The 21,722-nt window shown below is 65.5% G+C and carries 19 protein-coding genes; 8 read left to right on the top strand and 11 right to left on the bottom strand.

Translation table 11 applies throughout. The annotated features are described in order from the left end of the window. Positions 1–21 precede the first annotated feature (21 nt). The 3 genes from hpaD to ACE10W_RS11670 are packed head-to-tail and all read left to right on the top strand — an operon-like array spanning position 22 to position 3,529. A complete protein-coding gene (gene hpaD, locus ACE10W_RS11680) occupies positions 22–1,005 on the top strand; it encodes a 3,4-dihydroxyphenylacetate 2,3-dioxygenase (RefSeq protein WP_304551667.1) in 984 nt (327 codons plus the stop codon). Positions 1,006–1,008: 3 nt separating this feature from the next. Then, positions 1,009–1,878 carry a fumarylacetoacetate hydrolase family protein gene (locus ACE10W_RS11675; RefSeq protein ID WP_304551666.1) on the top strand — a complete coding sequence of 290 codons (870 nt, stop codon included), beginning with the start codon at positions 1,009–1,011 and terminating at the stop codon, positions 1,876–1,878. A 25-nt stretch (positions 1,879–1,903) separates the two neighbouring features. Next, on the top strand, positions 1,904–3,529 hold the full coding sequence (locus ACE10W_RS11670; protein ID WP_304551665.1) for a thiamine pyrophosphate-dependent enzyme: 1,626 nt from the start codon (positions 1,904–1,906) through the stop codon (positions 3,527–3,529). Here ACE10W_RS11670 and ACE10W_RS11665 read toward each other — a convergent pair. The 5 genes from ACE10W_RS11665 to ACE10W_RS11645 form a co-directional block, all read right to left on the bottom strand. Beyond that, complete coding sequence (locus tag ACE10W_RS11665) at positions 3,507–4,751, bottom strand: MFS transporter (RefSeq protein ID WP_304551664.1); 1,245 nt, start codon at positions 4,749–4,751, stop codon at positions 3,507–3,509. The genes ACE10W_RS11670 and ACE10W_RS11665 overlap by 23 nt on opposite strands. A gap of 57 nt (positions 4,752–4,808) precedes the next feature. Next, a complete protein-coding gene (alkB, locus tag ACE10W_RS11660; protein WP_304551663.1) occupies positions 4,809–5,462 on the bottom strand; it encodes a DNA oxidative demethylase AlkB in 654 nt (217 codons plus the stop codon). 9 nt (positions 5,463–5,471) lie between these two features. Then, complete coding sequence (locus tag ACE10W_RS11655; protein ID WP_011085746.1) at positions 5,472–6,218, bottom strand: 2OG-Fe(II) oxygenase; 747 nt, start codon at positions 6,216–6,218, stop codon at positions 5,472–5,474. A 282-nt stretch (positions 6,219–6,500) separates the two neighbouring features. Further along, positions 6,501–7,187, bottom strand: a complete 687-nt coding sequence (locus tag ACE10W_RS11650) for a DUF2848 domain-containing protein (RefSeq protein ID WP_060911117.1) — start codon at positions 7,185–7,187, stop codon at positions 6,501–6,503. Then, a complete protein-coding gene (locus ACE10W_RS11645; protein WP_304551659.1) occupies positions 7,180–8,529 on the bottom strand; it encodes an amidase in 1,350 nt (449 codons plus the stop codon). The genes ACE10W_RS11650 and ACE10W_RS11645 overlap by 8 nt, the downstream gene beginning before the upstream one ends. A 179-nt stretch (positions 8,530–8,708) precedes the next feature. On the opposite strand from ACE10W_RS11645, the gene ACE10W_RS11640 reads away from it, so the two are divergent. From ACE10W_RS11640 to ACE10W_RS11625, 4 genes are all read left to right on the top strand, one after another. Next, complete coding sequence (locus tag ACE10W_RS11640; protein WP_028172362.1) at positions 8,709–9,122, top strand: Zn-ribbon domain-containing OB-fold protein; 414 nt, start codon at positions 8,709–8,711, stop codon at positions 9,120–9,122. 3 nt (positions 9,123–9,125) lie between these two features. Next, complete coding sequence (locus tag ACE10W_RS11635) at positions 9,126–10,265, top strand: thiolase (RefSeq protein ID WP_304551656.1); 1,140 nt, start codon at positions 9,126–9,128, stop codon at positions 10,263–10,265. A gap of 106 nt (positions 10,266–10,371) precedes the next feature. Next, complete coding sequence (locus ACE10W_RS11630; RefSeq protein ID WP_028172363.1) at positions 10,372–11,286, top strand: SDR family oxidoreductase; 915 nt, start codon at positions 10,372–10,374, stop codon at positions 11,284–11,286. Positions 11,287–11,414: 128 nt separating this feature from the next. Continuing rightward, positions 11,415–12,533 (top strand): SMP-30/gluconolactonase/LRE family protein, encoded by a 1,119-nt coding sequence (locus ACE10W_RS11625; RefSeq protein ID WP_304551653.1) that lies wholly within the window; start codon positions 11,415–11,417, stop codon positions 12,531–12,533. Positions 12,534–12,615: 82 nt separating this feature from the next. Here ACE10W_RS11625 and ppc read toward each other — a convergent pair whose 3' ends face one another. The 6 genes from ppc to ACE10W_RS11595 all read right to left on the bottom strand — a co-directional run bounded on the left by ppc (position 12,616) and on the right by ACE10W_RS11595 (position 20,553). Beyond that, positions 12,616–15,414, bottom strand: coding sequence for a phosphoenolpyruvate carboxylase (ppc, locus tag ACE10W_RS11620; RefSeq protein WP_304551651.1), 2,799 nt, complete (start codon positions 15,412–15,414; stop codon positions 12,616–12,618). Between the two features lie 128 nt (positions 15,415–15,542). Beyond that, a complete protein-coding gene (locus ACE10W_RS11615) occupies positions 15,543–15,947 on the bottom strand; it encodes a YccF domain-containing protein (protein WP_060911113.1) in 405 nt (134 codons plus the stop codon). Positions 15,948–15,996: 49 nt separating this feature from the next. Continuing rightward, positions 15,997–17,079, bottom strand: a complete 1,083-nt coding sequence (locus ACE10W_RS11610; protein WP_304551648.1) for a rhomboid family intramembrane serine protease — start codon at positions 17,077–17,079, stop codon at positions 15,997–15,999. Positions 17,080–17,166: 87 nt separating this feature from the next. Further along, entirely contained in the window at positions 17,167–17,961 is a 795-nt protein-coding gene (locus ACE10W_RS11605) for an enoyl-CoA hydratase/isomerase family protein (RefSeq protein WP_304551646.1), read from the bottom strand. 121 nt (positions 17,962–18,082) lie between these two features. Continuing rightward, entirely contained in the window at positions 18,083–19,627 is a 1,545-nt protein-coding gene (locus ACE10W_RS11600) for an acyl-CoA synthetase (RefSeq protein ID WP_304551644.1), read from the bottom strand. Positions 19,628–19,743: 116 nt separating this feature from the next. Then, complete coding sequence (locus tag ACE10W_RS11595) at positions 19,744–20,553, bottom strand: crotonase/enoyl-CoA hydratase family protein (protein WP_304551643.1); 810 nt, start codon at positions 20,551–20,553, stop codon at positions 19,744–19,746. Positions 20,554–20,658: 105 nt separating this feature from the next. Between ACE10W_RS11595 and ACE10W_RS11590 the strand changes: the two genes are divergently transcribed. After that, complete coding sequence (locus tag ACE10W_RS11590; RefSeq protein ID WP_161535836.1) at positions 20,659–21,531, top strand: SDR family oxidoreductase; 873 nt, start codon at positions 20,659–20,661, stop codon at positions 21,529–21,531. The last annotated feature ends 191 nt before the right edge of the window (positions 21,532–21,722 follow it).

Below are 21,722 nucleotides of genomic sequence, written 5' to 3'. Positions count from 1 at the left end.
CAGGACCGAGGGGAAACGCCAATGCCGGTACCGCAACATATCTTCGAGCCGCCCTTCAACATCATCCGTTCGAGCCACGTCGTGCTCGACGTGACCGATCTGAAGCTCAGCCGCGCGTTCTACGAGACCACCGTCGGCCTGCATGTCGAGGATGCCGACGACAAGGTCGTGTATTTGCGCGCCGCCGAGGAGCATCAGCATCACTCGCTGGTGCTGCGCAAGGCGGCTGCTCCCGCCTGCGCCCGGCTCGGCTTCAAGGTCGGCAACGACAAGGACCTCGACAAGGCCGCCGCGTTCCTCTCCGAGAACGGCCTCGCTTACGCCTTCGTCGACCAGCCGTTCCAGGGCCGCACGCTGCAATTCACCGATCCCTTCGGCTTCCAGATCGAGCTCTATGCGGCGATGGACAAGCGGCCGCATCTGCTTCGCCGCTACGACCTCTACCGGGGCTGCCACCCGCAGCGGCTCGACCATTTCAACGTCTTCGCCGCCGAGGTGCAGGACACCGTGGACTTCTATGCGCGGCTTGGCTTCCGCCTCACCGAGTACGCGGAAGAAGACGGGCCGAACGGGCGCATCGCCGCCGCCTGGATGCATCGCAAGGGCAATGTCCACGACTTCGCCATCACCAACGGCAAGGGCCCGCGGCTGCATCACTTCGCCTATTGGACGCCGACGGCGATGAACATCATCCATCTCTGCGACGTCATGGCCTCCTCGGGCTTCGTCAAGAACATCGAGCGCGGCCCCGGACGCCACGGCATCTCGAACGCGTTCTTCCTCTACGTCCGCGACCCTGACGGACACCGCCTCGAGCTCTACACCAGCGACTATTTCACCGGGGATCACGACCACGAGCCGCTGCGCTGGTCGCTGCGCGATCCGCGCCGCCAGACGTTGTGGGGCGCACCTGCCCCGCGCTCCTGGTTCGAGCAAGGCTCACCCTTCACGGGCCAGACCGTGCGCGAGCCGAAATTCGTCGCCGATGTGCTGGTGGCGGATTAAGCGATGAAGCTCCCTCGCCTCGCCACCTATTCTGTCAAGGGTGAACCCAGGTACGGCGCCGTCCTCGAGGGCGGCATCGTCGATCTCTCCGCGCGCTACGCCAAGGATTATCCGACGCTGCGCGAGGTGATCGCCGCCGGAAAGCTCGTCAGCCTTGCCGAGGAAGCCGCGGGCCGCACGCCGGTTCACGCGCTCGGCGAGATCACCTGGCTGCCGCCGGTGCCTGCGCCGGAAAAGATCATCTGCATCGGCGTCAACTATCCCGACCGCAATGCCGAGTACAAGGACGGCCAGGACGCGCCAAAATATCCGAGCATGTTCATGCGCTCGCCCCGTTCGTTCGTGGGTCATGATACGCCGCTGGTCCGTCCGCGCGCCTCCGCGCAGCTCGACTATGAAGGCGAGATCGTGCTCGTCATCGGCAAGGCCGGCCGGCACATTCCGGAAAGCACCGCGCTCGACCACATCGCCGCCCTCACGCTCTGCAACGAAGGCTCGGTGCGCGACTGGCTGCGCCACGCCAAGTTCAACGTCACGCAGGGCAAGAATTTCGATTCCAGCGGCAGCCTCGGCCCGTGGCTGGTGCCTTACATGCGGGAATCGCAGATCGCCGACATCAGGCTCACCACACATGTCAACGGCGAGCTGCGGCAGGACGACCGTACCAGCCGGCTGATGTTTCCGTTCCGCTACCTCATCAGCTATATCTCGACCTTCGCAACGCTGGTTCCCGGTGACATCATCGTGACGGGCACGCCAACCGGCGCTGGTGCGCGGTTCGATCCGCCGCGATACCTGAAGCCCGGCGATGTGATCGAGATCGAAGCCGAGGGCATCGGGCGCCTGCGGAACGGCGTCGTCGACGAAGCCTGACCAACGATTGAAATGGAATAGCAGAATGACCACCCTCACCGGCGGCGAAGCGATCGTAAGCGGCCTTGTCGCCCATGGCGTCGACACCGTGTTCGGCCTGCCCGGCGCGCAAATCTACGGCCTCTTCGACGCCTTCCATCAGGCGCAGCTCAAGGTGATCGGCGCGCGGCACGAGCAGGCCTGCGGCTACATGGCGTTCGGCTATGCGCGCTCCAGCGGCAGGCCCGGCGTGTTCAGCGTGGTGCCCGGCCCCGGCGTGCTCAACGCCAGCGCGGCGCTGCTCACCGCATACGGCTGCAACGAGCCGGTGCTATGCGTCACCGGCCAGGTGCCGACGCAGTTTTTGGGCAAAGGCCGCGGCCATCTGCACGAAATGCCGGACCAACTCGCGACCCTGCGCACCTATGTGAAATGGGCCGACCGGATCGAAGCGCCCGGCAACGCGCCGACCACCGTGGCGCGCGCCTTCCAGGAGATGGCATCGGGACGGCGCGGGCCCGCCTCGGTTGAAATGCCCTGGGATATCTTCACCCAGCGCGCGGACACGGCTGCGGCGCAGGTGCTGGAGCCCCTGCCCGCACCGCTTCCCGACCCCGATATGATCAAGCAGGCGGCCGCGCTGATCAAGGCGAGCAAAGCGCCGATGATCTTCGTCGGCAGCGGCGCGATCGAGGCGGGCGAGGAGATCCTCGAGCTCGCCGAGATGATCGATGCGCCCGTGGTCGCCTTCCGCAGCGGCCGCGGCATCGTCTCCAACGCGCACGAGCTCGGCCTGACCATGGCCGCCGCCTACAAGCTGTGGCCGAACACCGACCTCATGATCGGCATCGGCTCGCGGCTGGAGCTGCCGACCATGTCGCGCTGGCCCTACCGCCCCGACGGGTTGAAGAGCATCCGCATCGACATCGATCCGGTCGAGATGCGGCGCTTCATCTCGGACACCGCCATCGTCGCCGATGCCAAGGCGGCGACCGCCCATCTCGCCGCCGCCGTCAGCAAGGCCGGTTACAGCAAGACCGCCGGCCGCCGGGCGGCCATTCGCGAGGCCACAGCGACCGCGCAAGCCGAAATCCAGCGTATCCAGCCGCAGATGGCGTACCTCAACATCCTGCGCGAGGTGCTGCCGGCGAACGCGATCGTCACCGATGAATTGTCGCAAGTCGGCTTCGCCTCCTGGTACGGCTTCCCGATCTACGAGCCGCGCACCTTCATCACGTCAGGCTATCAGGGCACGCTCGGCTCTGGCTTTCCGACCGCGCTCGGCGCCAAGGTGGCGAACCCGGACAAGCCGGTGGTGGCGATCACCGGCGACGGCGGCTTCATGTTCGGCGTGCAGGAACTTGCCACCGCCGTGCAGTTCAACATCGGCGTGGTGACACTGGTGTTCAACAACAACGCCTATGGCAATGTCCGTCGCGACCAGCGCGAGCGCTTCGACGGCCGCGTGGTGGCGTCGGATCTGGTCAACCCGGATTTCGTCAAGCTCGCGGAATCCTTTGGCGTGGCGGCGGCGCGCGTCACCGCACCGGACCAGTTCAAGGCGGCGATGGAGAAGGCGCTTAGCCACGGTGGGCCGTATCTGATCTCGGTCGAGGTGACGCGGGACTCCGAAATCAGCCCGTGGGCGTTCATCCACCCGCCGAAGCCTTGAGGCCGGGCGCGCCCTGAAGTCGCGCCGCCGCGATCACCAACAGGCCCGCGCCTGCGACCGACCAGCAGGCGACCGGGGCCCAGTGCAGCAACGGCGCGTACTCGGGCATCTTCTGCAAGCCGCCGGCGACCGCCGCCATCCGCGCGAAGGTGCCGAGCGCCAGCGCCGAGAACACGAGGCCGGTGACTTTCCCCTCCGCACCGGTCGAGCCGATCGCCAGCGCGGCCGAGATCGCGCTCATCAGCATGCAGCCCCAGGCCGCGCCGGCGAGAAACTGCGCGGCGATCAGCGTGTTGAGGCTGCCGGCAAGCTCCGCTGCCGCGATCGCGACCGCTCCAAGCAATCCGGCGGCGCCCATCACGATCAGGCCGCCACGGTGCTTGACGACGAGGCTCGCCGGAAACATCGCGATGTTGAAGCCGATCCAGAACACCGGCATCAACCATTGCAGCTCGTCCGGCTTGGCGAACCGCAGATAGAACGGCGCGCTGTTCATGGCGAAGTGCAATTGATAGCCGAGCGCGAGCGCCACCATCGCGACGATGAAGGCGATCGGCACCAGGCCCAGCGGCTTGGCCGCCTCGGCCGGCGTCGGCGGCGAGGTGTCGCGCGCCACGTCGTACTCGATCCGCGACAGCCCGAGCGCCGTCAGCAGCAGCACCGCGCTGGAGATCACGAAGGGCAGCCGCGCGTCGTGCTCGCGCAGCATCACGCCGAGATAGGGCGAGACGGCGCCGGCGAGGCCATAGCCCAGCATGGCCAGCGCCGCGAGAAACGGCACCTGCGGCCTGGCGCGGTACTTGCCGAGCAAGGTCAGCGGCGGCGCGCGCAGGGCCGACGACGTGACCGACCAGACCACGATCAGCGCGATCAACCCTACCTGCGCACCCGCGCCGATCCCGGCCACGAAAGGCAGCGCGACGAAGGCCGCGCAGGAGATCGCCGCCAGAACGCCGACGAACAGACCGAGCCGCCCGACGACGGGCGCGATCCTGTCGGCCGCGATCCCCATCGCGGTATCGGCGATGGTGAAGATGGCCTGGTCCAGCATCAGGATGAAAATCACCGCCGCCGGCGCGAGGCCGACATCGGCCGCGAGCCTTGGCAGGTAGACGACATACGTCGTCCAGCCCAGCGTGAACACCAATTGCAGCACGGCGAGATAAAGCCCCGTGCGAGCCGCGTTTGCGCTCGCGCCAGTCGAGACCTGTGCAGTGGTCATGTCGCTGCCTCCCCCCTCGCCGAAGCTTAGACGACGGCAAGGCCCTAAGGAACTGCTTCAGAGCACCTTGCGGAAGGTCAGATTGATGCGCTGCCGGCCGAGCAGCGCGTGCTCGCCGTCGGCCAGCGGCGCCACGCCGTGATAGGCGAGCCTGCTGGCCCCGCCCCAGACCACGACGTCGCCATGGACGAGCCGGAAGCGGCGCGGCTTGTCGCTGCGCGCCATGCCGCCGAACAGGAAGGTCGCGGGCAACCCGAGCGAAACCGAGACGATCGGCGCGGCGAAATCGAGCTCGTCCTTGTCCTGATGCAGCGACAGCCGCGTGCCCGGCTCGTAACGATTGACGAGACAGGCCTGGGGCGAAAAGCCGTCAAAACCACCCTGCTCCGCCGCGCGGCGGGCGAGATCGCGGAACACCGGCGGCATCGCCGGCCATGGCGCGCCGGTTCGCGGATCGATCGGGTCGTAGCGATAGCCGGTGTGATCGGTGATCCAGCCGCGCTCACCGCAATTGGTCATCGCCACCGACATCTGATAGCCGCCGGGCGTGGTCATCCGCCGGAATGGCGATTGCGCCACGATGGCGCGCACGGCGGCAATCAGCTCACTCTCGATCGGCCTGACGAATGCGCGCAGCAGCACGGCGCCATCGGCGATCTCCTCGCGCGAGGGCTGCGCCTCGGCGACGCTATCAAACAAATCCGCCGTCAACGCCTGCGCTCATTTGGCATCATGAAAGATCACACCCAGCGTATGGCGTTGGCCGGACCTGATACGGCTGACGCCATGGCGGAGGTTAACCCGATAGGTGCCGCGTGTCCCCTGCACCGGGCGGTGATGCACAGCGAAGGCGACCGCATCGCCCTGCGCCAGCGGGACCACCTCGGCGCGGGACTGCATGCGCGGGCGCTGCTCGGTCAGCACGAACTCGCCGCCGGTGAAGTCGCGTCCGGGCTCGGAGAGCAGGATCGCGACCTGGAGCGGGAACACGTGCTCGCCATAGAGGTCCTGGTGCAGGCAGTTGTAGTCGCCCGCCTCGTATTGCAGCAGCAGCGGCGTCGGCCGCGCCTGCCCCGCCTCGTGGCAACGCTTCAGGAACGCCGCGTGCGCGGCGGGGTAGCGAATGTCGATCCCCATCGCTTCGTTCCAGCGATTGGCGACGCCTTGCAGGTGCGCATAGAGCGCCGGGCGCAGCTGCGCGATGAGATCAGGCAGCGGATAGGAGAAGTACTTGTACTCGCCGCGGCCAAAGCCGTGGCGGCCCATGACGATGCGGCTGCGGAAGTGCGCGTCATCGAGATAGAGCGCGGCGATGGCGCGGCATTGGTCGGGGCTGAGCAGGCCCTTGAGGACGGCGCAGCCCTGGGTATCGAGGTCTCCGGTGATCTGGGGCCAGTCGAGGGCATCGACCTGGGAGGCAACGTCAGTTCCGGATTCAGTTGCGGCAATACGTTTGGCGACGCCCATGGCTCATCCTATCCACATCCGTCATTCCGGGGCGCGCCCTCTTGGGCGCGAGCCCGGAATCCATCAAGCCGCAGAGACTGCGGATGAATGGATTCCGGGCTCGCGACGTCGTCGCGCCCCGGAATGACGGAGGTTGTGTCGCAAGTCCTGACGACCGTAACCACCCGATTTCCGACTGCCTCCCCGTCATTGCGAGCACAGCGAAGCAATCCAGAATCCCACCGGGGAACCAGTCTGGATTGCTTCGTCGCAAGGGCTCCTCGCAATGACGCTCGAGAGCCTTCAGCCCCTTACCGGCAACGTCACCACGTCGTACCCATGCCTGATCGTCCGCTTCAGCACGGGGTCTTCCAGCTCGAAGTCGAACCGGTCGGCGGGGCGGATGCCACCTTTGGCCGCAAACGTGCCGCCGAACATGGCGCAGCCGTCGGGGAACCTGGTGCCGTCGAAGCCGCGCGCGATCAGGTCGGCGACGGGGAGCATCGCGTCGAGCGTGCCCTCCTGGTAGAGCACGCGCTCGCCCTTGATCGTGGCGTAGGAACGCAAAATCATCCTGTCCCAGTGGCCGATGACCTCCTCGAGCTCCCACAGCACTGACGCAATCGGCTTGTCGCACATCTGCTTGGAGACTGTGACGTTGTAGGCCTCGACCTTGCGGTCGGTGTGATCGGAGCCGCAGCCGACGAAGATGCGGCCCTGCCAGCCGATCAGCACGAACTCGACCTCGCCGGACGAGTCGCCGCCGCAGCACTCGATGCGGTCTTCCATGGTCAGCCTCCGCGCCGAGGCGCGGTAGTAGATCGGGGTCGAGGCCGGCGGGGCGATGCCCATCTCTTGCAGCTCGGCGATGTGCTTGTCGCGCGCGACGGGATCGCGGCCGGTCCAGCCGGCGATGACCATCTGGTCGATCGCCAGCGTCAGCGGCGTGGTGGCGTCCTGGGCATCGACGGTGAAAGTCAGGTCAAACACGAATTACGGCCTCCATGCCGGCAGCAAGTTCAAAGATACGGCGGTCCGATCCGCCCGCACCCGCCAGCATCAGGCCGACGGGAACGTCGCCCTCGCGATGTGCGGGCAGCGAGATGGCGCAGCCGTCGATCATGTTGATCAGGGTGCAGTTGCGCAGCGCGCGCAGGTTCTGGGTGGTGAACGCCTTGTCGTCGGCAAGGTCGGCAATCTTCGGCGGGGTGTTGGCGGTGGTCGGCAGCACCAAGGCGTCATAGGGGGCGATGTGCGCATTGACGCGGGCGATCAGCGAGCGGCGCTCGTTGAGAAGATCGATGTAATCCGCCGCGCTCTGCGCCTCGCCGCGCATGATGCGCACGGATACGCGGGGATCATAGACGTCCCCCTTGGTCGTGATGAGATAGCGGTGCCAGGCGTAGCTCTCGGACGCGGCAAAGCCGCCCTTGGCGTTCATCGGGCCGATATCGTGGAATTCGGCCATCTCGATGCGATCGATGATGGCGCCGTGATCGGCCAGCGTTTTCAGCGCGCGCTCGAACGCCTCGGCCACAGCCTTGTCGAGGTCGTCGAGCGCAATCGTGGTCGGCACCGCCAACCGCATGCCCTTCACCGGGCGCGGCCTCAGCGCGACGACCGGCTCGTTCGCGAGCACGGCGTCGAGTATGGCACAGCAGCTGACCGATCGCGCCAGCGGCCCGATGCTGTCGAGCGAGAACGACAGCGGCACCGCACCGTCGAGCGGCACGCGACGCTGCGTCGGCTTGTAGCCGACGATGCCGTTGAAGGCGGCCGGAATCCGGCAGGAGCCGCCGGTGTCGGTGCCGAGCGCGCCATGCGCCATGCCGTCGAGCACGGAGACCGCCGCGCCCGAGGACGAGCCGCCTGGCACGTGGCCCTCGGCCCGGTTCCAGGCGCCTTTCGGCGTGCCGTAGTGCGGATTGATGCCGATGCCGGAATAGGCGAACTCGGTCATGTTGGTGCGGCCGATCAGGACGAAGCCGGCCTTGCGCAGCCGCTCGACCGTCGCGGCGTCGTGCTCGGCCGCCGGGGAATCGTCGAGCGCGCGGGAGCCGGCGCGCGTCACCTGGCCCTTGATGTCGAAGAGGTCCTTGATCGAGATCGGGATGCCGGCATAGCGCGACGGTGCGGCCTTGACCTTGCGCAAGGCGTCCATCGCATCCGCCGCCGCGAGCGCGGCGTCCTTGTCGACGTGGATGAAGGTGCGCTGGCCCTCGCCGGCGGGGTCGGCGATCCTGGCGAGACAGGCCTCGACCAGCTTGCGGGAGGTGGTGCGGCCGCTTTCGAGGTCTTCGGCGAGCTTCGCCAGTGTCGGAAAATCGGGCATGTCTGTCTCACGGAATATTTGCGCGCGCAATCTATAGCGCTGCTTCAGTTCGACACAAGCATTGTGCGCATGATGGCATGCATGCGCATTGCTGGACCGTTGACGCGCCATGGTCGATTGTCGCATCAAGGTCGAAGCAGGCAGGCACAAAGGCCTGCCGCCCGGGAGGACCCGCCGACATGGCCGAACCGCAGCGCGCGCGACCGAAACCGACGCCGGAGACCCAGCATTTCTGGGACGGCACGAAAGCGGGCGAACTGCGCCTGCAGCGCTGCGACGCCTGCGCACATGTCTACTTCCCGCCGCGCCCGTTCTGCCCGTCCTGCGCCTCGCGCAAGGTCAGCATCTTCAAGGCGAGCGGCAAGGGTTTCCTCTACAGCTACGTGATCAACCACCGTCCCGCCGCGCCCGGCTTCACGCCGCCTTATGCGATCGCCGTGGTGGAGCTTGCCGAGGGACCGCGGATGATGAGCAACATCATCGACTGCCCGCAGACCCCGGAAGCGCTCGAACTCGACATGAAGCTCGAGGTCGCCTTCCAGGAGCTCGACGACAAGATCACCCTTCCCGTCTTCCGTCCGGCGAAGGGGTAAGCCATGCGCAGCAACCAGGTTGCCGTCGTCGGCGCGGCCGAGACCACCGAGCTCGGAATCGTCCCCAACGCCTCGCAGCTCCAGCTTCACGCGGACGCGGCGCTCAACGCCATCGCCGATGCCGGGCTGAAGCTCTCCGACATCGACGGCTTTGCCACAGCGGTCGAAACGCCGCAGCAGGTCTGCCACTATCTCGGCATTAGGCCTACCTGGGTGGACGGCACCTCGGTCGGCGGCTGCTCCTTCATGCTGCATGTTCGTCATGCCGCCGCGGCGATCGAGGCCGGCCTGTGCAAGACCGTGCTGATCACCCATGCCGAGAGCGGCAAATCGATGATCGGCAAGCTGCCGCGCTCGACGCCGGCGGACAGCCTCAACGGCCAGTTCGAGGCGCCCTATGGCGTCTATGGTCCGCCCAGCATGTTCCCGATCCCCGTGTTGCGCTTCATGAAAACCTACGACATCACCCACGAGCAGCTTGCCGCGGTCGCGGTGGTGCAGCGGGAATGGGCGGCGAAAAATCCGCGGGCGATGATGAAGGACCCGATCACGGTCGCCGATGTCCTCAATTCGCGCATGATCGCCTATCCGTTCCGCCTGCTGCAATGCTGCCTCGTCACCGACGGCGGCGGCGCGCTGATCCTGACCTCGGCTGACCGCGCCAGGGATTTTCCGCGCAAGCCCGTCTACATCATGGGCACCGGCGAGAGCGTGGAAACGCCGATGGTCAGCCAGATGGAGACGTTTAATTCCTCGCGCGCGTTCAAGACCGCGGGTCCCCTCGCGTTCAAGGAAGCCGGCATCGCGCACAAGGACGTCGATCATCTCATGATCTACGACGCGTTCGCGCATCTGCCGCTGTTCGGCCTGGGCGATCTCGGCTTCATGCCGCATGAGGAAACGGGGAAGTTCATCGCCGACGGCAACACGCGGCCCGGGGCTAAGCTACCGCTCAACACCAATGGCGGCGGCCTCTCCTACATGCACTCGGGCATGTACGGCATGTACGCGCTCCAGGAGAGCGTGCGCCAGATGCGCGGCATCGCGCCGGCGCAGGTGCCGAACGCGAAGATTTCGGTGTGCCATGGCGTCGGCGGCATGTTCGCGGCATCGGGCACGATCGTGTTTACGAACGAGAGGTAACGCACCGTCATTCCGGGGCGCGCGCAGCGCGAACCCGGAATCTCGAGATTCCGGGTCTGGTGCTTCGCACCATCCCGGAATGACGGGCATAACAGGAGGCACCCACATGACAAAATCACTGCAAGACAAGGTCATCATCGTCACCGGCGCAGGCCGCGGCATCGGGCGGGAGATCGCGCTGCTTTGCGCGGCGGAAGGCGCCAAGGTCGTCGTCAACGATCCCGGTGTCGCCGCCGACGGTGCCGGCTCGAGCGCTTCTCCCGCCGAGGAAGTGGTCGAGGAGATCAAGAAGCGCGGCGGCGCGGCGGTTGCCAATTTCGAGTCGGTGGCGGAAGCGATTCCCGCCAGCAAGATCGTGAAGACCGCGACCGATCATTTCGGCCGGCTCGACGGCGTCGTCAACAATGCCGGCATTTTGCGCGACATGATCTTCCACAAGATGAGCGTGGAAGCGTTCGAGGCCGTCATCAAGGTGCATTTGATGGGCTCGTTCTACGTCAGCCACGCCGCGGCGCGGATTTTCCGTGAGCAGGAGTCCGGCTCCTTCGTGCACTTCACCTCGACCTCCGGCCTGATCGGCAACTTTGGCCAGGCTAACTACGCCGCCGCCAAGCTCGGCATCGTCGGCCTGTCGAAGTCGATCGCGCTCGACATGGGCCGCTTCAACGTCCGCTCCAACTGCGTCTCGCCGTTCGCCTGGACCCGCATGATCGGCACCATCCCGACCGAGACCGAAGCCGAGAAGGCACGCGTCGAGAAGATCAAGCAGATGGGCCCGGAGAAGATCGCGCCGGTCTGCGCCTATCTGCTGTCCGATGCCGCCAAGGACGTCACCGGACAGATCTTCGGCGCGCGCATGAACGAGCTGTTCCTGTTCAGCCAGAACCGCCCGCTGCGCTCGGTGCATCGCAGCGAAGGCTGGACGCCGCAATCGATCGCGGAACACGGCATGCCGGCGCTGAAGGGCTCGTTCTACAAGCTCGACCGCTCCGCCGACATCTTCCCCTGGGATCCCGTGTAAGGATCCGTCCAGCCGCATTTCCGGCATCCCTGCCCTGCGATCTCTGGTTGTCTCGATCAGAGATCGCCCCGGTTTACGCCCGATTGCAGGCGGATGCTGTCCTCCCAACAAAACTTTGGGAGGAAACCATGACAAGAATACTGACCAACTCCGACGATACGACTGCAAGCGAGCGTGGCGGTCTCGGCCGCCGCACTCTTCTCAAGGGCGCGGCCACGGTGGCCGCAACCGCCCTGCTCGCCTCGCGCGCTGACGCCCGCGAGTTCGGCGCCAATGCCGAGCCGCAGCGCTATCCCGACCCTGACATCATTGCCATCGACCCCAAGCGCTTCAAGGCCAAGGTCGGCAACACCGCGATCAAGCGGCTCTATACCGGCTGCCTGTGGGCGGAGGGACCGGCGTGGAATGCGCAGGGCCAATATCTCGTCTGGAGCGATATCCCGGCCAACCGGCAGCTGCGCTATCTCGACGACGACGGGCACATCTCCGAGCAGTTCCACAAGCCGTCGAACGAGGCCAACGGCAACTCGTTCGACACCGAGGGCCGCCAGATCAGCGCCGAGCGCACCCGCCTCGTCCGCTACGAGCATGACGGTTCGGTGACGACGCTGGCCGAGCAGGCTGGCGGCAAGCCGCTCAACGGCCCCAACGACATGGTCGTGCACCCCAACGACAAGGCGATCTGGTTCACCGATCCCGGTTATGGCGCGATCAGCATCTACGAGGGCAAGCTTGCCAATACCGGCTCGTTGCAGCCGTATCAGAAGGAAGCGGTCTATCGTCTCGACACGCAGACCGGACAGGTCGCGAAGGTCGCCGACGAGCCGTTCAAGCCGAACGGCATCGCATTCTCTCACGACTACAAGAAGCTCTATGTCTGCGACACCGGCATCACGCATTATCCGCAGGCGGAGAACGTGGTGTGGTCCTACGACATCGACGGGCCGAAGCTGTCGAACCCGAAGCGGCTGATCGACATGAAGCTCGACGGCAAGTCAGGCTTCCCCGACGGCCTGCGGGTCGACACCGAGGGCAACATCTGGGTCGGCGCCGGCTGGGTCGGTCCGGGCTATGACGGCGTGCAGGTGTTCGCACCGAACGACGGCGCGCGCATCGGGCAGATCCTGCTGCCCGAGACCTGCGCCAATGTCTGCTTCGGCGGCAGGAAGCGGAACCGCCTGTTCATGACCGCGAGCCAGTCGCTCTATGCGGTCTATGTGGAGACACAGGGGGCGCATTTCTGTTGATGTGTGCGCCGTCATTCCGGGGCGGCTCGAAATCTCGAGGTTCCGGGTTCGCCCTTCGGGCGCCCCGGAACGACGGCTGAGGTTAGCCCGTATTCCTCAGCCCCGCAGAGATACCGTTGATGGTGAGCTGAATCCCGCGCAGCACCTGTTCGTCCGGGTTCTGCGCGCGGTGCTCCCTCAGCAGCTCGACCTGCACGTGGTTGAGCGGGTCGAGATAGGGGAAGCGGTGGCGCACGGAGCGTTCGAGCAGCGGGTTGCCTTGCAGCAGCCGGTCCTGGCCCATGATGTCGAGCAGCGTCTCGATGCAGGAATGCCATTCGCGGCGGATGCGGCCGAAGATTTTTTCGCGCAACGCCTCATCCGGTACGAGCTCGGCATAACGCGAGGCGATCGCGATCGAGCTTTTCGCCAGCACCATGTCCATGTTCGACAAGAGCATGCGGAAGAACGGCCATTCCTTGTAGAGCTCTTTGAGGAACGGCATGCCCTGTTGCGGATGCTCGGCGATCCATTGCTCGACCGCGGTGCCAAAGCCGTACCAGCCCGGCAGCATCAGGCGGCATTGCGCCCAGGAGAACACCCAGGGAATGGCGCGAAGGTCTTCGATCGCGCGGGTCTTCTTGCGCGAGGCCGGGCGGCTGCCGATGTTGAGCGTCGCGATCTCGTTGATGACGGTCGAGGCCCAGAAGTAATCGACGAAACCGTCGGTCTCGTAGACGAGGCCGCGATAAGCCCTGAAGGCGAGACTTGAGAGTTCGTCCATTGCAGTGAGGTATTCGCGGCGCGGCGCGCTCTGGCGCGGATGCAGCAGGCTCGCCTCCAGCGTCGCCGCGGCGAGGATCTCCAGATTGTTGCGGCCGACTTCGGCGTTGGAATATTTCGACGAGATGATCTCGCCCTGCTCGGTGATGCGGATCTGGCCGTTCACGGCGCCGCCGGGCTGCGCGATGATGGCGTCGTAGCTCGGCCCGCCGCCGCGGCCGACCGAGCCGCCGCGGCCGTGGAACAGGCGCAGGCGCACGTGGTGGCGCTCGAACACGTCGACGAGGTTGATCTCGGCCTTGTAGAGCTCCCAGCCGGAGGTGACGAAGCCGCCATCCTTGTTGCTGTCGGAATAGCCGAGCATGACCTCCTGCACGCTGCCGCGGCTGTCGACCAGGCGGCGGTAATCGTGCAGCGACAGCATGCGGTCCATGATGGCGCTGGAGGCCTGCAGATCCTCGATGGTCTCGAACAGCGGCACGATGTTGATCGCGCTGCGCCCGGAGGGATGGACGAGGCCCACCTCCTTGAGCAGCACGGCGACCTCGAGCATGTCGGACATGCCCTTGCACATCGAGATGATGCATTGGGGGATCGCGTCCGAGCCGAACTTCGCATGCGCCTCCGCGGCGGCGTGAAAGACGTTGAGCTCGCCCATGGTCTCGTCGCTGTACTTGACGAACGGGGACACCAGCGCGCGCGTGCTGCGGAGTTCGTTGGTGAGCAGCGAGATGCGCGCGTCCTCGCCGAGCGCGAGATAGGACATGCCGGGGTTGGCGGCGTCCATCAGCTCGGCGATGGTCCGCTCGTGCACGGCCGAGTTCTGGCGGATGTCGAGCCGCGCCAGATGGAAGCCGAAACAGTCCACCGCACGCCGCAACAGCCGCAGCCGGCCGCGGGCGATGACGCGGGCGTTGTTGGAGATCAGCGAGCGGTGCAGAACGTCGAGATCGGCTTGCAACTCCTTGACGCTCTCGTAAGGCCTGCCCTTGCCGACCGGCCGGCGCGTGATCTCGACCTCGAGCGCTTCAGCCGTCGCCGTCAGGCGCGCATAGATGCCGGAGACCGCGAGGCGATACGGCTCGCCGCTCCGATGCGGCGACGTATCGGGCGAGCGCTCCGCCAGCGTGCGCAGCTCCTCGGAGACGTCGGCGAGATGGGCCGCGATCGACAGCTCGGAGCCGAGCACGTGCAGCTCGTTCAGGTAGAACTGCATCACCCGGCTCGACTGCAGCCGCAGCGTGCCGCGCATGACGTCGGCGGTAACGAAGGGATTGCCGTCGCGGTCGCCGCCGATCCAGCTGCCCATGCGCAGGAACGAGGCGAGCTCGCCGGCCGCCTGCTCGCCGTCCTCCTCCAGCCGGTCTTCCAGCACGTTGACCAGCCGCGGCACCTCGCGCAGGAACGTGTAGTCGTAGAAGGACAGGCCGTTGGCGACCTCGTCGAGCACGGTGAGCTTGGTCCGGCGAAGCAGATTGGTCTGCCACAGCGTCAGCACTTCGCGGCGGAGCTGCTCGTCGCTGGCGGCGGCCTCGTCCTCGGTCAGCGCGACCCGCTCGCGGCGGTCGAGCAGGCTAGCGACCTCCATCTCGCGGTCCATGGTGCTCTTGCGGCGGACCTCGGTCGGGTGCGCGGTCAGCACCGGGCTGACGAGCGCGGTCTTGAAGAAGTTGCGCAAGGCGTCAGGGCCGATGCCCGCGGCCTTGGCATGCGCCAGCGTGTCCGCCAGCACGCCGGAGCCGCCGTTCTTGGCTGCGGTGCGGGCGCGCATCTGGCGGATGTTGTTCTGGTCCTCGGCGATGTTGGCGAGGTGGGAGAAATAGCTGAAGGCGCGGACGATCCGCACCGTCTCGGAGGTCGACATGCTGTCGAGGATCTGCTCGAGCTCGCGGCGGGCGAGCCGGTCCTCGTCGCGGTGGAACCGGATCGAGGTCTGGCGGATGCGCTCGACCAGGTCGAACAAGTCGGCGCCCTCCTGGTCGCGCACCGTGTCGCCCAGGATGCGTCCGAGCAGGCGAATGTCGTCCCGCATGCGGGCATCCGCCTCCAGCGCCTGGACGTCCTCCGGGCGATTGGGGCGAGAATCTGCGGCGTCGGATGGTAATGTCTGGAGGGACATGGCTCGCTCCCCTGGTTCGAGCTCGCTTGACTGCCCGGCTCAGCCGAGTGTGCAAGTTTTTTGCCGCAGCGCAAGGTGAAGTTGGGGGCGGCGCACACTTGGGGTGTTACTTGGGACCGGGACTGCCGCTAAGCCGGCACGATCACCTTGCCGATCGGCCAGAGCGCGATGCCGGCGAGCTTCAGATGGGCCCAGGCGAAGGGGATGCCGATGATGGTGATCGCCAGGACCAGAGCGGTCACGAGATGGCCGAGCGCCAGCCACCAGCCGGCCAGCACGAACCAGATGATATTGCCGATCACGCCGAGCGGGCCGGTGCCGATATCCTCGACACCCGTGACCTCGTAGCGGCTGACCGCTTTCGAGCCGAACGGCAGCAGCGTGTAGACCGCGATGTTGAACGCCGCCCGCGCCCAGGGCAGGCCAATGATGGTGATGGCCATGATGATGGCGGCGACCAGCCAGCCGAACGCCATCCAGGCGCCGCCGATGAGGATCCAGAGCAGGTTGAGCAGGATGGAAACAGGGGCCATGGGATTATCCGGAGGTCGGTGATCCCTCTTTATAGCACGCCTTCCGCGGTCATAGTCCACGACGCCGGCCGCGTTCGGCACGCAACGACGTGCCGACGAATCCAACATCCTCGATCCCGCGCGAAATCTCCTTCGAACAGAGCCAAAGCGTCACCGAAGCGGCGCCAATCGCGGCCAGCACCGAAATGAGAACAGGATTGGGGCAGAATATGACGAGAAGATTGTCGAGCGGAACGGAGCCAGTTGGCCAGCGTGGGCTGCAGGTAGATGCCAAAGCCCCACCGGAAAGCATCACGGCCGCAGCGTTCGCTCCGGCCAGAACCGTCACGACGATCGCGAGGCCTTTCTTCATGGAGAGGATGAGATCAACCATCTTCACGACGGCACAACATGCGGCCACGACGACGAGGGCCGCGCCCCATCCGGCGCCCCCGGCGATCGCCTGAGCTTGGCCGCTCCAGGCCCACAGCGCAGTGACACAGGCAAGCAGGGTGAGATTGACCTTTACCGCTTCCGGAAACTTGCACCGAAGCACATGGATATTCGCCTTCTCGATGAGGTCCAGCAATGCGCAGGCGATCAAGCCAGCGGCAAAACCACCTAGATGGACACCCCAGTCAATCCGTGAATTGCCGAACGCAAACGCGATGTTCAATCCGATGTTGATCGCGAAGAAATCGAACCCGACATCGAGCTTGCCAAGAATCCACAGGCAAAGCAGCGCGCCCAGAATGCCCGACGTGGCGCCGGACGCGCCGGCCGTCAAATAGGGCGTGGAATGAATGCCATTGCCGATGACGGCGCCGAACACCATCGCGCAGAGATAGATGATGAGGAAATAGGCCGGTCCCACGCGCCGCTCGAGATGCCCGCCCCACAGCACCAGACACAACATGTTCATCGTGAGGTGGACGAAATTGACGTGCAGGAAGCCATAGGCGAGCAGTCGCCAATACTCATGCCGCGCGATTGCGGTCGTGTACATGCCCCCGTAGCGATACAGCAACTCCGCCGGCGCCGACGGACCGCCCGCCTGGATGAAGCAAAACCCCGACGTGAGGACCGTCACCGTCATCAGCGCGTAGACGGCCGCATGAGGGACTTCGAAGAAGCTGGCGCGGAATGAGGGCATAGGTGATCGCAAGCGGCTGGAGCGGGACCGCCAATCTAGCCGAGCCGATCCATAATTGCCACTCTTGCGTGTGCCAGCCGACCTGGCCTACCGCCCCTCGAACTTCGGCTCGCGCTTCTCCATGAAGGCCTTCATGCCCTCGGCCATGTCCTGGGTTTTGAACAATGGCAGGAGTTGGAGATAGACGTGGTGGACGTGGTCGGAGAAGGTCTCGTTGAGGCCCATCCGCATCATGCGCTTGGAGGCTTGCACCGCGAGCGGCGCGTTGGCGGCGATTTCGCGGGCAATCGCAGTGGCGCGGCTCATCAAGTCGGCGTCCGGCACGACCTCGTTGGCAAGGCCCCAGTCCAGGCACTCGCGTGCGCTCAGCGTGCGGCCGGTGAAAATCAGCTCGGAGGCCTTGGCCCAACCGAGCATCCGTGGCAGCAGCCAGGTGCCGCCGGATTCCGGCACCACGCCGCGCTTGACGAAGGCTGCGGCGAGTTTTGCGGATTCCGCCATGATGCGGATGTCGCAGCCGAGCGCGGTGTCCATGCCGTAGCCGGCGGCGCCGCCGTTGACGGCACAGATGGTCGGCTTGTCCATCGCTTGCAAGACCGTCGGCGGCGTGTTGCGCAGGTTGATCGTGGTCGGCGAGGACGCGGCGCTAAGGCCATTGCCGTCGCGCTCCTTGCGCAGGTCGAGGCCCGCGCAGAATGCCCGCCCCTTGCCGGTGAGGATCACGACGCGGACGTTCTTGTCCTCATTGGCCTCGGTCAAGAGCCGCGCCAGATCGTTCAGCATCGGCCCGGAGATCGTGTTCATGCGCTCCGGCGCATTCAGCGTGATGGTCGCGATGTGATCGGCGACTGTGTAGAGGACTTCTTTGGTGGCGTCACTCATGACGAATGTTTCCCTGTCGTTTCCCTCGTAGGGTGGGCAAAGGCGCGCTTGCGCCGTGCCCACCATCAGCACCTCGATCGTCATGGTGGGCACGCTTCGCTTTGCCCACCCTACGCATTCTTCAGATCTTCCGCCCCGCCTGCTCCCAATAGGGATCGCGCAGGCGGCGCTTGAATATCTTGCCGGAGTCTTCGCGCGGCAGCCCCGAGCGGATCTCGATGTGCTTGGGCACCTTGTAGTCGGCGAGCGAGGTCTTCAGCCGCGCGCGGACATCCGCGGCATCGAGCGTGATGCCGGCTTGCGGCTCGACCACCGCCATCAATGCCTCGCCGAATTCGGCGTCGGGGATACCGAACACCGCGCAATCATGCACGCCGGGCAAGGCGTGCAGCACGGACTCGATCTCGGCCGGATAGATGTTGACGCCGCCCGAGATCACCATGTCGCGCTTGCGATCGCAGATGAAGACGTAGCCGTCTTCGTCGATGTAGCCGACGTCGCCGGAGGTGATGAAGCCGTCGCGGTCGATCTCGGCGCGCTTCTCCGGCTTGTTGTGATAGGTGAAGTCGGCCATCTCCGCCATGCGGGAATAGATCTCGCCGATCTCGCCCACGCCGAGCACGCGGCCGTCATCGCCGATGAAGCGCAGCTCGGCGCCAGGAGAAATCTTGCCGACGGTGCCGGGCTTCTTGAGCGCGTCCTCGGAGGTCGCAAAGGTGACGGCGCTGGATTCGGTCGAGCCGTAGAATTCGTAGATCACCGGCCCCCACCAGTCGATCATGGCGCGCTTGACGTCGGCCGGGCAAGGCGCTGCCGCGTGGATGATATGGCGCAGCGAGGAAACGTCGTACTTCTTGCGCACCTGTTCCGGCAGCTTCATCAGTCGGATGAACATGGTCGGCACCATGAAGACGGTGTCGATCCTGTAGCGTTCGATCAACTCCAAAAACTCTTCCGCCTCGAAGCGCGGCATCAGCACCAGCGCGCCGCCGAGTTTTCCCGCGCGGATGCCGAACGAGTTCGGCGCGGAATGATAGAGCGGGCCCGGCAGGATCGCGCGGGCGCCGGGCTTCAGACCATAGATCATCGCGCGCATGCGCTCGCCGGCGGCCTGCTGCTCCGGCGTCGGCGCATTGCGCCGCACGCCCTTGGGATGGCCGGTCGTGCCTGACGTATAGATCATGCTCATCGGCTGCGGCACGATTGGGCCATCATAAGGCTGATGCTGCGCGAGCCAGGATTCGAAATCGATCGCGAAAGCCGGCGTCGCCAGATGATCCGGATCGATCTTGTAACTGGACAGGAACTCCGGCGGCGTCGGCACGCTGAGCACGGTGACGCCTTTCGGGATTGCGTCGCGCAGGGCGTGCAGCATGTCGGCATGCCCGATCAGGACGGATGTGTCGGTGTCGTTGAGGATGTAGTTGATCTCCTCCGGCTTGAAGTGCCAGTTGATCGGCACGCCATAGGCACCCAGCCGCATCGCGGCGTAGGCGGCTTCAATGAAGGCGATGTCGTTGCGCATCAGCATGCAGACGCAATCGCCCGGGCGGACGCCGAGCTTGCTGAGGCCGTTCGCGATGCGGTCGGCGCGATTGGCGACGTCGGCGTGGGAACGGCGGCGGTCGCCGGAGACGATGCCGAGGAACTTTGACGTTTCGCTCATTGTTGTTTTTCTTTGTTGTGGTTAGTGGCCGTCATTCCGGGGCGATGCGCAGCATCGAACCCGGAATCTCGAGGTTCCGGGTCTGGTCCTTCGGACCATCCCGGAACGACAGAGAACTAATCCGCAAACTTCGGCGCACGCTTCTCCAGATTGGCGCGCACCGCCTCGGTCTGGTTCGCACTACCGATCAGCTTCTGCTGCTCGACCGACTCCGCGAGCAGCGCCGGGCCCGGATCGACTGAGAGATTGTTGAGCAGGCGCTTGGCGGCGCGGATCGCATCGGGGCTCTTGCCGGCGATCTCGCGCGCGACGTCGAGGGCTGCGGCGCGCGGGTCGTCGCAGATGCGCGTGGCGAGGCCATAAGTCAGCGCCTCCTGCGCGGAGAAGATGCGCCCGGTGTAAGTGAGATCGCGCAGGATGTCGTCGCGCACGAGACTGGCCAGGATCGGCGTGCCCGCCATATCAGGCACGAGGCCCCATTTGATCTCCATCACCGACATCCGCGCATCGGGGGAGAGGAAGCGCATGTCGGCGCCGAGCGAGAGCTGGAGGCCGCCACCGAAGGCAACGCCGTGCACGGCCGCGATTACGGGAACAGGAAGCTGGCGCCATCCCCATACCGCCTGTTGCGGAAAGTTCGCCTGGCCATGCGTGCGCTTGGTGAGATCGCGATTTTCGCCACCCGGAATTCCGTTGCCGCCCTTTTCCTTCATGGCGGCAAAACGCCCCATGTCGAGACCGGCGCAGAAAGCGCGGCCCTCGCCGGAGAGCACGACGACGCGCACGCCTTTTTCCTTCGAAAGCCGTTCGGTGGCGGCAACCAGCGCCTCGAACATGGCCTGATCGAGCGCGTTCATCTTGTCCGCGCGCACCAGGCGCACGTCGGCGACGCCTTCCGAGATCGAGATCGAGACGCGCTCTTCCATGGATGAATTCTCCCCTGTTCTTGTTCAGTGCCGCTTTACAGGAAGCCGGCGGCCGGATTTAGTCAATCGATCAATTAACCGACAATCCCTACGGGGGAAACACCCATGTTCAAGGAAAATCTTCTGGCCGGCCGGCGCATCCTCGTGACCGGCGGCGGCACCGGGCTCGGCAAGTCGATGGCGGCGCGCTTCCTCCAGCTTGGAGCCGAAGTGCACATCTGCGGCCGACGCAAGATCGTGTGCGACGAGACCGCGACCGAATTGATGGATCTTTATGGCGGACGCGTCACCAGCCACGGCGTCGACATCCGCAACGCGCTCGCGGTCGAGGAGATGATCGAAAACATCTTTCGCGAAGCGCCCCTCACCGATCTCATCAACAACGCCGCCGGCAATTTCATCTCGCGCACCGAAGAGCTGTCGCCGCGCGGCTTCGACGCCGTCGCCAACATCGTCATGCACGGCACGTTCTACGTGACGCATGCGGTCGGCAAGCGCTGGATCGCCTTGAAGCAGCCCGGCAACGTCGTCTCGATCACCACGACCTGGGTGCGCAACGGCTCGCCCTATGTGGTGCCGTCGGCGATGAGCAAGTCGGCGATCCACGCCATGACGATGTCGCTTGCGACCGAATGGGGCCGATACGGCATCCGCCTCAACACGATCGCGCCCGGCGAGATCCCGACCGAAGGCATGAGCAAGCGCATCAAGCCGGGCGACGAGGCCGGCGCGCGCACCAAGGCGATGAACCCGATGGGCCGTGTCGGCACCATGGAGGAGTTGCAGAACGTCGCCGTGTTCCTGATCTCCGGCGGTTGCGACTGGATCTCCGGCGAGACCATCGCTATGGACGGCGCCCAGGCGCTCGCGATGGGCGGCAATTTCTACCAGCTCCGCGACTGGAGCGACGACGACTGGAAGACCGCGCGCGAGAGCATCATGGCCCAGAACGAGAAGGATCGGGCGAAGCGGGGGTAGTCGCTCTCTCCGTAGTCGTCCTGGCGAAAGCCAGGACCCACTACCACCGAATATCGTTTGGCGAAGATTGGTCATGACCGGTCTTCGCCAAATTGCGTTTTACGGCTATGGGTCCTGGCTTTCGCCAGGACGACGGCGGGGCTCCCCCATCTTGTCTTCACTCGCGGATGACGCCACACTCGGCGGCATAA

It is taken from the genome of Bradyrhizobium sp. B025, assembly GCF_042257955.1.
GTDB lineage: Bacteria > Pseudomonadota > Alphaproteobacteria > Rhizobiales > Xanthobacteraceae > Bradyrhizobium > Bradyrhizobium diazoefficiens.
The sequence above is the reverse complement of the archived record's forward strand: the minus strand, read 5'-3'. Positions and strand labels throughout refer to the sequence as shown.